The 12,514-nt window shown below is 57.0% G+C and carries 11 protein-coding genes and 3 pseudogenes; 7 read left to right on the plus strand and 7 right to left on the minus strand.

Annotated features, from left to right (window positions below; genetic code table 11):
* Positions 1–21: 21 nt before the first annotated feature.
* The 4 genes from ACFDSS_RS10130 (at position 22) to ACFDSS_RS10145 (ending at position 3,134) form a co-directional block, all read left to right on the plus strand.
* A complete protein-coding gene (locus ACFDSS_RS10130) occupies positions 22–528 on the plus strand; it encodes a peptidylprolyl isomerase (RefSeq protein ID WP_375255638.1) in 507 nt (168 codons plus the stop codon).
* Positions 521–1,066 (plus strand): peptidylprolyl isomerase, encoded by a 546-nt coding sequence (locus ACFDSS_RS10135; RefSeq protein ID WP_375255629.1) that lies wholly within the window; start codon positions 521–523, stop codon positions 1,064–1,066. Before ACFDSS_RS10130 ends, ACFDSS_RS10135 begins: the two co-directional genes overlap by 8 nt.
* Positions 1,067–1,162: 96 nt before the next feature.
* A complete protein-coding gene (locus ACFDSS_RS10140) occupies positions 1,163–2,128 on the plus strand; it encodes a DUF3179 domain-containing protein (RefSeq protein WP_375255630.1) in 966 nt (321 codons plus the stop codon).
* 106 nt (positions 2,129–2,234) lie between these two features.
* Complete coding sequence (locus ACFDSS_RS10145) at positions 2,235–3,134, plus strand: DMT family transporter (protein WP_375255631.1); 900 nt, start codon at positions 2,235–2,237, stop codon at positions 3,132–3,134.
* Here the strand turns inward: ACFDSS_RS10145 and ACFDSS_RS10150 are convergent.
* The 4 genes from ACFDSS_RS10150 to ACFDSS_RS10165 are packed head-to-tail and all read right to left on the minus strand — an operon-like array spanning position 3,109 to position 6,885.
* Positions 3,109–4,524, minus strand: a complete 1,416-nt coding sequence (locus ACFDSS_RS10150) for a YdiU family protein (protein WP_375255632.1) — start codon at positions 4,522–4,524, stop codon at positions 3,109–3,111. The two genes, ACFDSS_RS10145 and ACFDSS_RS10150, sit on opposite strands and share 26 nt — an antisense overlap.
* Positions 4,524–5,465, minus strand: a complete 942-nt coding sequence (locus ACFDSS_RS10155) for a nucleoside hydrolase (protein ID WP_375255639.1) — start codon at positions 5,463–5,465, stop codon at positions 4,524–4,526. The genes ACFDSS_RS10150 and ACFDSS_RS10155 overlap by 1 nt, the downstream gene beginning before the upstream one ends.
* Before the next feature lie 59 nt (positions 5,466–5,524).
* Complete coding sequence (locus tag ACFDSS_RS10160) at positions 5,525–5,734, minus strand: hypothetical protein (protein WP_375255633.1); 210 nt, start codon at positions 5,732–5,734, stop codon at positions 5,525–5,527.
* Positions 5,731–6,885, minus strand: a complete 1,155-nt coding sequence (locus ACFDSS_RS10165) for an aromatic ring-hydroxylating dioxygenase subunit alpha (RefSeq protein WP_375255634.1) — start codon at positions 6,883–6,885, stop codon at positions 5,731–5,733. The genes ACFDSS_RS10160 and ACFDSS_RS10165 overlap by 4 nt, the downstream gene beginning before the upstream one ends.
* A gap of 210 nt (positions 6,886–7,095) precedes the next feature.
* On the opposite strand from ACFDSS_RS10165, the gene ACFDSS_RS10170 reads away from it, so the two are divergent.
* On the plus strand, positions 7,096–7,335 hold the full coding sequence (locus tag ACFDSS_RS10170; protein WP_375255635.1) for a hypothetical protein: 240 nt from the start codon (positions 7,096–7,098) through the stop codon (positions 7,333–7,335).
* Here the strand turns inward: ACFDSS_RS10170 and ilvN are convergent.
* Both ilvN and ACFDSS_RS10180 read right to left on the minus strand, forming a co-directional pair.
* Positions 7,332–7,898 (minus strand): acetolactate synthase small subunit, encoded by a 567-nt coding sequence (gene ilvN / locus ACFDSS_RS10175; protein ID WP_375255636.1) that lies wholly within the window; start codon positions 7,896–7,898, stop codon positions 7,332–7,334. The two genes, ACFDSS_RS10170 and ilvN, sit on opposite strands and share 4 nt — an antisense overlap.
* Before the next feature lie 121 nt (positions 7,899–8,019).
* A pseudogene (locus tag ACFDSS_RS10180) lies at positions 8,020–9,774 on the minus strand (acetolactate synthase 3 large subunit).
* Positions 9,775–10,171: 397 nt separating this feature from the next.
* On the opposite strand from ACFDSS_RS10180, the gene ACFDSS_RS10185 reads away from it, so the two are divergent.
* Complete coding sequence (locus tag ACFDSS_RS10185) at positions 10,172–10,855, plus strand: DsbA family protein (protein WP_375255637.1); 684 nt, start codon at positions 10,172–10,174, stop codon at positions 10,853–10,855.
* Between the two features lie 21 nt (positions 10,856–10,876).
* Here ACFDSS_RS10185 and yghU read toward each other — a convergent pair.
* Positions 10,877–11,725, minus strand: a pseudogene (gene yghU / locus ACFDSS_RS10190) (glutathione-dependent disulfide-bond oxidoreductase); the annotation flags it as partial.
* Positions 11,726–12,143: 418 nt separating this feature from the next.
* Here yghU and ACFDSS_RS10195 point away from each other — a divergent pair.
* Positions 12,144–12,514, plus strand: a pseudogene (locus ACFDSS_RS10195) (peptidoglycan-binding protein LysM); the annotation flags it as partial.

Raw genomic sequence — 12,514 nt, forward strand, 5'->3', positions numbered from 1 at the left:
CGATCAGAATGGAGCGCTGCAATGGCCGATATCAAAGACCCTGAAAACACAATCATCATGACCCTCAAAGATGGCGACGTCATCATCGAGCTGCTGCCGGATGTGGCACCAGCCCACACCGCACGCATGAAAGAGCTCGCGCGCGCAGGCAAATACGACAACGTCTGCTTTCACCGCGTGATTGACGGGTTCATGGCGCAAACCGGCGACGTGGCCAACGGCAATATGGAAGACAACTTCAACATCGGTCGCGCCGGCACGGGCGGTTCTGATTTGCCTGATCTGCCCGCAGAGTTTTCCAAAGTCCCGCACGCGCGTGGCTCACTGGGGGCCGCTCGTTCAGCCAACCCGAACTCTGCCAACAGCCAGTTCTTCATTAACTTCAAAGACAACGATTTCCTCAATGGCCAATACACCGTCTATGGCATGGTCACATCCGGTATGGAACACGTTGATGCGATCATGAAGGGGGAGCCGCCAATGAACCCTGACCGCATGATGCGCGTGAAGGTGGCTGCCGATGTATAAGCTCAGCGCGATCCTGGCACTTGTAGCGGCACCCGCCTTTGGCGTCGGTCTAGAGATCGACATTGCGGGTGAGGCCAATGGCACAATCGTTGTGGACCTTTTTGAGGACGTAGCCCCTTTGCATGTCGCCCAGATTACGGCGCTTGCCGAAGCGGGCAGCTATGACAATGTGGTGTTCCACCGCGTAATTGACGGCTTCATGGCCCAGACCGGTGACGTTGAAAACGGCATGATGGGCATGGATATGACGCGCGCAGGGATGGGGGGGTCGGATCTGCCAGACCTGCCTGCGGAGTTCTCCGATCTGCCCTTTGAGCGCGGCGTGATCGGCATGGCGCGGGCGCAAAACCCAAATTCCGCCAACAGCCAGTTCTTCATCATGTTCGAACCGGGTTATTTCCTGAACGGACAATATACCGTGGTCGGGCAAGTCACCGAGGGCATGGAGATCGTGGACGCGATCAAGCGTGGCACGGGCGCCAATGGCGCGGTGATTGGCCGTCCCGACATGATGGCCGCAGTCCGCGTGACCGAGTAACGAAAAAGCCTGGCCCCTCTCACATTGCCGCGAGGGGGCTAGGCGAAACTGCGACAATCGGCCACCCTGCATGCAGTCTTTGCAGGAGAACAGCTTATGCGCCTGATCCCGACCGTTACCGCCTTTTGCACCGTAGCCTCCATGAGCGTGGCCAGTCCCGAGTTCTGGGTCTTTGAATGGCCAAATACCAACTTCGCGCGGACAAGCGTCGAAAGCTGGGTTGAAATCATCTCGGGCGGGCCGCCCAAGGATGGGATACCTGCGCTCGATGATCCTGATTTCATCGCCGTTTCGGATGAGATGAACCTGACGCTGCGCGAACCGGTTATCACCCTTGAAATTGACGGCGAAGCGCCGCGTGCCTATCCGATCCGCTACCTGACATGGCATGAGATCGTGAATCATGTGGTCGGCGGTATCCCGGTGGCTGTCACCTTTTGCCCGCTGTGCAATTCCGGCATTACATTCGACCGGCGCACCGACCAAGGTACCTTGCGTTTTGGCGTCACGGGCAAACTGCGCAATTCTGATATGATTATGTATGATGATGAAACGGAAAGCTGGTGGCAACAGGCGACGGGTGAGGCGATTGTGGGCGATCTCACCGGGGTTGAGCTTAAGACGCTGCCGAGCTGGATGGAAAGCTGGGAGGTATTTGCCGAACGCAATCCTGACGGGCTTGTGATGGTCGCGCCATCGTTTCCCCGCGACTATGGGGCCAACCCTTATGTGCGATACGACAGCGGTTTCCGACCTTTTTTGTTTTCCGGCGAGTTCCCACCGCATGATATTCCCGCCTTGGCGCGGGTCGTGCGGGTAGGTGATCGCGCCTGGCCTTTGACGCGCCTGTCCGCGCAAGGCGCCTTGACCGAAGCTGGCGTGACATTGACCTGGGCGGCAGGTCAGTCCTCTGCGCTGGATGCTGCCTCCATTGGCGCAGGCAAGGACGTGGGCAACGTGCGGGTGCGTGACGCGCAGGGCAATGATCTGGCCCACGACGTGATGTTTGCCTTTGCCTTTCATGCGTTCTGGCCTGACGGGGAATGGATGCTGGGCAACTAGCCTTCGGGTGAGTGGCAAATGCCAGTGCCTCCGGCGGGAGTTTTTGGGGCAAGATGATAGGCGAAATGCGCTTGACAGTCGGCGGTTCGCCGCGTGAACTGCGCCGATGGAAAAGAGAACACGGATTGATCTTTTTGGGGCCGCGGCGCTCAGCGGGTTTGCGCTGCTTTTGGCATTCAATCAGGTCGTGATTAAAGTCACCAATGGCGGTTTGCAGCCCGTGTTCTTTGCCGGGCTCCGTTCAGCCGGTGCCGTCATATGTATTTATTTGTGGCTGCGTTGGCGGGGCATTCCGCTGCGCTTTGAAAAAGGAACGCGGCGCGCAGGTCTGCTGATTGGCGTTGTTTTTTCCTTTGAATTTCTGTTTTTGTTTGTGGCCCTTGATTTGACAGCCGTGAGCCGCGCCAGCGTGATTTTCTACTCGATGCCGGTCTGGTTGGCGATCATGGCGCATCTGGTTCTGCCCAATGACAAGATCACGCCGATCAAGGCGGTTGGGCTGGCGTTGGCATTGGCGGGGGTCGCGATTGCGATCCTGTCGCGCAATGACGGTGTAGGCAATCTCTGGGGGGATCTGGCCGCACTTGGTGCCGCGATCGGCTGGGCACTGACGGCAATGTTGGCGAAAGCATCCTCATTGTCGCGGGTGCGTCCTGAAATCCAGTTGATGTGGCAGGTTGGTGTTTCGGCGCCGCTTTTGCTGATTGCTGCGTTCTTTTTCGGCCCGTTGATTCGCGACCTTGAACCGATCCATATGGCCGGGCTTCTGTTTCAGATCGTGGTTGTTGTCAGTGCCGGGTTCATTTTTTGGCTGTGGCTCTTGTCGGTTTATCCCGCCTCGGGCGTGGCGTCTTTCAGTTTCTTGTCGCCGGTCCTGGCTGTTGGTCTGGGTTGGTTGATGTTGGGTGAGGAGGTGGGATCGGGCCTGATTGCCGCCTTGGTGCTTGTGGCTATTGGCATTGTGCTGATTAACCGTCCGCCTAAGTCCCGCAAAACGTCCTTGTGACCAATTCGTCCTTGCTGGGCGCGCGGGCGTATTTTTTCCGATCCGTGGTCAATGGATCAAAAGGTTTTGTGACCGCTGCGAGCAGGGCATGGAATGGCTTCATATCACCTGTCAGACCGGCTTGGATCGTCTCTTCGATGCGGTGATTGCGCGGAATAATCACTGGGTTGGCGCGGGCCATGATGGCGGCTGCATCGCCGGATCTGCGCAAGCGCCAGCGCTGTGTCCAAACGTCGCACGCCGCGCGGTTCACGAATTGATCCCGCGCGTCGCCTTTGGCCAGAGCCGCAAAAGTATTCGTGAAATCCGCACCGTCTTTGGCCATCAGATCAAGCAGGTCGTTGATGAGCGCGCGATCATCTTCGGTTGGATTGGCCAGTCCCAGTTTGGCGCCGAACACGTGCAGCCATGCGGTCTCCAGCAGGCCCGGCATCCTGTGGACGGCGGCGGTAAATTCTGTGATCGCCTGCTCACGGTCTTGCATCAGCGGGATCAGGGCGGTCGCAAATTGCGCCATGTTCCATGCCCCAATTCCCGGTTGGTTGGCATAGGCATAGCGCCCGAATTGATCGATGGCCGAAAATACCGTTTCGGGGTGGAATGCGTCCATGAAAGCGCAGGGGCCGTAGTCGATGGTTTCCCCCGCGATGGAGACATTGTCGGTGTTCATCACCCCATGAATGAAGCCCAAACCCATCCATGCCGCGATCAGCTTTGCGTAGCGCGCGATTGCCAGATCAAGCAGCGCAGCAGGCCCGTCCGCCTCTGGATAATGCCGTGCGATTACGTGGTCAGTGAGTGCTTGTAGCGCTGCGATATCGCCCTTGGCCGCAAAGAATTGAAAGGTGCCCACGCGGATATGGCTTTGCGCGACGCGCGCAATCACGGCCCCTGGTTGACGGGTTTCGCGGGTGACATCCTCCCCCGTCGTCACGGCCGCCAGAGCGCGGGTTGTTGGCACGCCCATGGCGAACATCGCCTCACTGACCAGATATTCGCGCATGACCGGCCCGAGGGCCGCACGCCCATCGCCCCGTCTGGAGTAGGGTGTTGGCCCGGAGCCCTTCAGTTGGATATCGCGGCGCAGACCGTCTGTGCCGACGACCTCACCGAGCAACACCGCACGTCCGTCGCCCAATTGCGGGTTCCAGTTGCCGAATTGATGGCCAGCATAGGCTTGGGCCAGCGGTGCGGCCCCATCGGGGATGCGGTTGCCCGCAAAGACCTGCGCGGCCTCTGGCCCTTTCATTGCGGCGGGATCAATGCCCAAGATTGCCGCCAATTCTGCGTTTGTTGCAATCAGATGTGGCGCCTCAACGGGCGTGGGCAACTGAGGCGTGAACATCTGCGCAGGCAGTTGCGCATAGGTGTTGTCGAAGGGGATATGCATCACAGCCGCCCCAACCGTTCAGCCAAAAGCGTATAGAAACCTTCGGCGTCGATATCCTTCATGAAGAGCGCATTTGCAGGCCTGTCGGTCACCCGCCACCAGTCCGCGACCGTCATGCCGAGCGTGAATGCGCCCTCTGTTTCGATCTCCACATTGATGTGACGGCCTGCGAACAGCGCCGGCTGGATCAGATAGGCGATGGTGCAGGGGTCATGCAGAGGGGCACCTTCGGAGCCATATTTTTCCATGTCGAACCGCTCAAAAAAGTCGGTCCATGCCGCGACCATATCACCGACCTTGGAACCCAGCGCGCGGAAGGCGTCGATGCGCGGTCTTGTGGTCAGCGCCTTGTGCGTCACATCAAGAGGCATCACGACCAGCGGCACGCCCGCACCAAAGACGATTTTGGCGGCCTCTGGGTCCACATAGATGTTAAACTCTGCGGATGGGGTGATGTTGCCGACCTGAAAATACGCACCCCCCATCAGGACGATTTCCTGCACGCGGTCAATGATGTCGGGCGCACGCTCAAACGCTACCGCAATATTGGTCAACGGCCCGATCGGGCAGAGGGTGACGGTACCACTTGGTTCTGCTCGCAGGGTTTCTATAATGAAATCAACGCCGTGTTGGTCCTGCAACGACATGGTTGGGACGGCCATTTGCGGCCCGTCAAGGCCTGTTTTGCCGTGCACATGCTCTGCGGTGACGAGTTTGCGCTGCATTGGCGCATCACATCCCGCAAAGACCTTTGTTTCAGGCTTTCCGGCTAATTCGCACACGATCCTTGCGTTTTTTTCGGTCAGGGGCAGGGGCACGTTTCCGGCGACGGCCGTGATCCCCAAAACCTCCACATCCTCGGGTGAGGCCAGCGCCAGCAAGATCGCCACGGCGTCATCCTGTCCGGGGTCAGTGTCGATGATAATCTTGCGCGGGGCCATATCTGCGTCCTTCATTGCGTGGCCCTAAAGTGGGCCGCATGGCGGGCAGGGGCAAGGGGTTAGACGCGGCCATGCGCCTTCAAGCGGGTGCGTAACCCATCTGCTGCGGGGTCTCCGGCCTCCAAAGCGAAGATATAGGCGTGTGTCAGGTAAAAGCAGGCGGCATCGGTGTCCGCAGTGCTGTCTGCCGCTTCGGTATAGAGCGCGATCAATGCTTGGCGGTCGTCATCCGCATGGGCCGCCAAAAGGCGATCCTTCAGGCTGGTCATTGCGCCTCGATATGTGCCGCGATCTGCGTTGCGACCCAATCATGGAAGCAATGCGTCGGCCCATCCATCGCCGGGCTGAAGCGGCCACCGTCAAAGTGCGGCGCCTTGCGGCCAATTTGCATCCCTTCGACGACGAAGACATCCTCTGTGAAGACCACTTTCCACTGTGCGGCGTTCTTTTCGCGCAAAGCTGTGTCTGTGTCGTCAGACGCATAGAACAGATGGATATGCTCGCGCGTCTTTTCATGGGTGACAGGCTCCAGCACAATGGAGAACGCATGATCGCGCTGCACACCCAAGAGGACGTTGGGGTAGACAGTGATGTATTCGCCGCCTTCATCCCATTTGGCATCGAGGTCTTTGAAATCAGGGAAAATGGCGCCGTCGTCGCCTTTGAGCTGACGATAGACCAATGTGCCTTGGCCTGAATATTTCCCTTTTTCATCAATGTTGTAATGGTCCTCCAGCCGCGAATAGCTGTTCAAGCCGGGATGGACCCATGGCAAGTGATAGCTCTCGCAATAATTCTCCACAGCAAGCTTCCAGTTGGTGTTGACCTCCAGGGTGAACGTGCTGTCATCACCGCCATGGTGCAGCGGTTGGTCGTAGTCGGACCAGCGCGCCATGAGATCTGCGTGGACCTCGTCAAAGGGGGCGGCATTGCCGTCGATATTGATGAAAACCGTGCCAAACCAGACGTGGCTCCGCACTTCGATCAGGCCGAGCAGGGATTTATCAATGGCCGCATGGGTGTTGTGGCCAGCACCACCGACGTGCGGGGTGGAGACAAGACGGCCGTCTGTCCCATAGCACCACGAATGATAGGGGCAGCGAATGGCGCCTTCGATTTTTTTGGGCGCGCTGACAAGGATCATCCCGCGATGACGGCAGATGTTTTCAAACACACGCACAACGCCATTGCGGTCACGGAGCAGCAAAAGCGGGATGCCAAGAAACTCGATTGGTTTGGCGGCCCCGTTCTCTGGCACATCAGCGGCAACGGCTAGCCCTGCCCAGTGCGCAAACAAGACCGCATGTTTCTCTACATCAAAAACGGCGGGATCAACGTAATGTGCATTGGGCAGGCCATTGGCCGTCTCAATCGGCTGGCGGACGGCGGCGAGCGTTTCCGGGGCGATATCTTTGGCCATGGTGTGATCCTCTTGTTGAGGCTATGGTAGCACAACAGGCGGCGCGTTTGCCGCGTTTGACAGCGACGGAGCCTTTTCTCACAGCGACATCTTTGTGTCACACAAGGGGGCAATCTGTCGGGCGGGGCATTGAAATTCGGCGCGCCTTCACGCATTTGAAGGAAACGGCGCAACAACAAACGCGCTAGTCTTTTTGACGAGGAGGCCGCTATGACCGGCACGGTAAAAGCAATTCTGACACTGAGCGCGGCAGTATTCGCCGCACCTGTTTTGGCGCAAAGCGCTGATATCGATATCAACGGCGACGGCATGTACAGCTACGCAGAAGTGCGGGCCTACGCGCCTGATCTGTCCCAGGAGACGTTCAACGTCGTGGACACATCAGGCGATGGTCTGTTGGATGCGTCAGAGATCGCGGCGGGCGTCTCTGCCGGGTTGTTGCCCGCTTAGGCGACAGCGCCGCGCGACAATGCGGCGACACCTGTGCGCGCGATTTCCTGCAAGCCCAAGGGCTGCATCAATTCCGCGAACGCATCGATCTTTTCGGGCGTTCCCGTGATCTCAAACACAAATGATTCCAAGGTGCTATCGACCACACTTGCGCGGAAGATATCGGCCAGACGGATCGCTTCAATCCGGTCATTGCCGGTGCCAGAGACCTTGAAAAGCGCCAATTCACGTTCAACTGACGGGCCTTCGACGGTCAGGTCGTTCACCGCATGGACATCCACGATCCGGCCAAGTTGGGCCTTGATCTGCACGATGATTTGCGGCGTGCCGGATGTGACGATAGTGATGCGTGAACGGTGCCCGAGGTGATCCACCTCTGCCACGGTCAGGCTGTCGATGTTATAGCCGCGCCCAGCAAAAAGACCGATGACACGGCTCAGCACACCCGGTTCGTTTTCGACCAAAACGGCCAGCGTATGCCGTTCTTCTTTATCAGAAAACGTGGGCCGAAGGTCGTAGGCAGAGTGGCTGGTGGCGCCTTTTTTGATTTTGAGCGGTGACATGTGATGTCCCTTTATCTTTTGTAATCTATCGTCAGAGGGCGGCCCCTGACCCTGGGTGGGGGTGAAGCCCCCTCCCGTGGGGAGGGTCGGGGGCTGCCCGGCGGTGCCGGGCGAAGTGACCCTAGACCATCACCGCCCCATCGGACTTGATCGCATTAGCCACGTCAGCGTTTTCACCCAAGAGCATTTCATTATGCGGCTTGCCAGATGGGATCATCGGGAAGCAGTTTTCATGCTTTTCCACCAGACAATCGAACAGCACAGGCCCGTCGTGGTTCAGCATCTCCATGATCGCATCATCCAGATCATCCGGATCAGAGCAGATAATACCCTTCGCGCCAAAGGCCTCTGCCAGTTTCACGAAATCGGGCAGGCTTTCCGACCAGCTTGACGAATACCGCTCACCATGCAGCAATTCCTGCCACTGGCGGACCATGCCCAGACGTTCATTATTCAAAATGAACTGTTTGACGGGCAGGTTGTACTGCATCGCAGTGCCCAGCTCTTGCATGTTCATCAGCCAAGATGCTTCACCAGCCACGTTGATGACCAAGGCATCGGGATGGCCCATTTGCACACCGATCGACGCGGGGAAACCGTAGCCCATGGTGCCCAGACCACCGGATGTCATCCAGCGGTTAGGGTCTTCAAAGCCAAGGTATTGTGCGGCCCACATCTGGTGCTGGCCCACCTCTGTGGTGATGTAGCGGTCATGCTTTTTGGTCAGCTCTTCCAAGCGTGACAGAGCATATTGTGGTTTAATAACTCTACCTTCCTGGGCGAACTTCAAGCAGTCAATCTTCTTCCAGCCGTTGATTTCATGCCACCACTTCTGGACGTTTTCCTTGTCGGTCTTGCGGCCGCGCGCCTTCCAGACATTCAGCAGATCCTCCAACACATGGGCCACATCGCCCAAAATCGGGATATCGACCTTGATGACCTTGTTGATTGAGGATGCATCAATATCGATATGCGCCTTGGTCGATCCGGGGCTGAACGCATCCAGACGGCCCGTGATCCGGTCGTCAAAGCGCGCGCCGATGTTAATCATCAGGTCGCAGTCATGCATCGCCATATTGGCTTCATAGAGACCGTGCATGCCCAGCATCCCGATCCAGTTGTCGCCCGACGCCGGATAGCAGCCCAGACCCATCAGCGTTGATGTGATCGGAAAGCCCGTGGCCGCGACCAGTTCACGCAGCAATTGCGACGCGGCAGGGCCGGAATTGACAACACCGCCGCCGGTCTAGAACAAAGGCCGCTTTGCCGTTTCCATCGCGCGGGCAAGTTCCGTTATCATCTCCATGTCACCCTTCACCTGCGGGTTGTAATGGGTCTCGACCTGGCGCGCCTCGGTGTATTTTCCGGTGGCAAACTGCACGTCCTTGGGGATGTCGATCACAACAGGGCCGGGGCGACCGGATGTGGCGATGTGGAAAGCCTCATGCAAGGTCGGGGCCAGCTTGTCGGTCTCTTTGACCAGCCAGTTGTGTTTGGTGCAGGGGCGGGTGATGCCCACGGTATCGCATTCCTGAAACGCGTCAGAGCCGATCATGAATGTCGGCACCTGTCCGGTCAGCACAACAATCGGAATGCTGTCCATCAGCGCGTCCGTCAGGCCGGTGACCGCGTTCGTGGCACCCGGACCGGATGTCACTAATGCAACGCCGGGTTTGCCGGTGGAACGGGCATAGCCTTCGGCGGCATGCACAGCACCTTGCTCATGGCGCACCAGCACGTGCTTGATGCTGTTTTGTTGGAAAATTTCGTCATAAATCGGAAGGACGGCACCACCGGGGTATCCAAAGACCGTGTCCACGCCCTGATCGATCAGTGCCTGTACAACCATTCTTGCGCCGGTCATGGCTTTGCTCATTGTTCTCGCGTCCTATCGCTTTGGGTGACGTTGGTCATAAAAAAACCCCCGAGGTTATCGGAGGCGCATGGGATCGTTATGGATCTACCGTTACCGGCCCATGCGCGTATTTCTCACAATGAGTACGACGTCTGTCATGTGGTTCCTCTTCGTGGCGCGACATTATGATGAGGGAAAGGGGGGGTCAACCGCCAGAATGGAGAAAATGTCGCAAAAAGGGAGATTTTCGCAACTTTGTTTCAGGAGGTGAAGTCAACCGAGTGTTCACAATTGCATCAGCGGTGGCGATTTTGACCGGGACGTGGCGTTGTGATGCCGCCACCGGTGAATTACATGCCATACGAACATCAAGCTCTTGCCGCAAGAGTTCACCACGTATCAAGACAGGAATACACGAATGCCCCCGCTCAAACTGGTCCATTTTTCAGATATCCTTTGTGTTTGGGCCTATGTCGGACAAGCACCGCTTTTGCGGCTCGCTGAAAGATTTGGGGACCATTTGGATATCGACGTGCATTATTGCTCTGTGTTCCCAGATACCCAAACCAAAATTACCCAGCTTTGGCGCGACAAGGGAAGCTTTGAGGGATATGCTCGCCACGTGAGAGACGTTGCCAAGGGTTTTGACGGCATCGAAATACACGAAGATGTCTGGTCAAAGACCCGCCCGTTTTCCTCTGCCAGCCCACAACTATTCATCAAAGCCGTCGAATTGCTGGAAGAGAATGGCGACATGGTCCCATTCCAATCGCGCTTGTCGGTGAAAGCCGCGAAAATCCTGCGGTCTTCCTTTTTCGCAGATGGGCAGGATATTTCCGATTGGGCGATTCAGAGGGATGTCAGTGAACAAATCGGTGTTGCATTTGAAGATGTCTGCAAGCGGATTGAAACAGGTGAAGCTATGGCAAGATTGGCTTTCGATTATGAGCAGGTTCAAACGATGGGGGTGAAGGGCAGCCCCACCTATATTCTCAACAATGGCCGGCAGATACTGTTCGGGAATATCAGCTACGGCATACTGGAGGCAAATCTGACAGAATTGCTCAAGGAACAAGATGAACTGAATGCCAGCTTTTGCTAAGGTTGTGACCCGACGGCCCCCTTAACCGTCGTCGCCGATCTTGTCCCAGGTCTTGGTTTCAAAATCACTGGCGTCATGGCGTTCGCGCAACTGACTTGACGGCTCGCCCCAGGCGCGGTTCACCATTTTCCCGCGTTGGTAGGCTGGTCGGTTCATTACCGTGTCCGTCCAACGATTGACATGCGTGTAAGAGGCCACGTCCAGAAATTCCGCGGCATCATAGACTTGCCCTTTCACTAGCGCCCCATACCACGGCACTGCCGCCATATCTGCGATGGAATAATCATCTCCGCCCAAGAATTCGGTTTCTTCAAGCCGATGATCCAGCACATCAAGCTGGCGTTTGGCCTCCATTGCGAAGCGGTCGATCGCGTATTCGAATTTTTCCGGTGCATAGGCATAGAAATGGCCAAAACCACCCCCAAGGTATGGGGCCGCCCCTTGCAGCCAGAACAACCAGTTGAGCGTCTCGGTGCGCGCTTCGATCGTTTTTGGCAGGAAGTCACCGAATTTCTCGGCCAGATAAAGCAGGATAGCGCCGCTTTCAAAGACGCGTACGCCAGTCTCTTTATCAAACAGGGCGGGGATCTTCGAATTGGGGTTCACATCGACAAATCCGCTGCTGAACTGATCGCCGTCCTGAATATTGATGAGCCAGGCATCATATTCCGCCTTATGCCCCTTCGCCAACAGCTCTTCGAGCATGACGGTGACTTTGACCCCATTGGGTGTCGCAAGCGAATGAAGCTGCAAGGGATGTTTGCCGACGGACAGGTCCTTGTCATGGGTTGGACCAGCAACCGGGCGATTGGTCTTGGCGAACCTGCCGCCGTTTTCGGCGTCCCAGGTCCAGACTTTTGGGGGGGGGTATAGGCGGGCGTGTCAGACATCGAAAAGGTGATCCTGCGTAATTGCGTCGCAATACAATGTGGCCCGAAATCCCGGGGCTGCAAGGTCAAAAGGGTCATCCGCAGAAAAATGGATCATGCGGTGACTTCAGGGCATGACCGTTCCGGCGCATGTCGGTGCGCACTACAGCGCCGCGCGACGCATAAAACCGCATGAAAAAGAGGCAGAAACCGTTGATGCAGACAGCAAAGTGTACGGAAATCCGCCGGTGTCACGATGCGCCCAGCCAAGGTCAATATTTGGCCATTTTTGATAGCCTGTATGCGGGCAAGGAAACGATACCAAAAAGGGAAATTATCATGCCGGATATCAGGGCCTTCTTCGCATCAACGACTGGGGATCGCATCTTGAAACGCTGCTTCCCAAAGGTGCGTTCGATATGGTCTTCCCCTGGTTTCGTCCAGACTGCGACCGCGTCGAGAACCTGTCACCAAGCAGTGCGTACCGCTGCACCGACTTCAACCACTCTGACCCGTTTTACGAAGTGCTTGTGGATTTCTACACCTTGAACGACAGCCCCTATGCCGGTGCCGACAGCTATGATGATTTGATGGGCGCGCGCGTTTGTCGCCCTGAAGCCTGGTTTACATTCGATCTTGAAGCTGAAAACCTCACTCCGCCAAATGTCGACTATATCACGACAGTGGCACAGGACGGTTGCTGGCAGTTGCTGCTGGATGGCCAAGTTGATGTGGTTACCTATGACAGTCTGCCAGCCGAGGAAGATGCGCGCGAAGCGGGTCTGACAGA

Source organism: Yoonia sp. (assembly GCF_042093035.1).
Lineage (GTDB): Bacteria > Pseudomonadota > Alphaproteobacteria > Rhodobacterales > Rhodobacteraceae > Yoonia.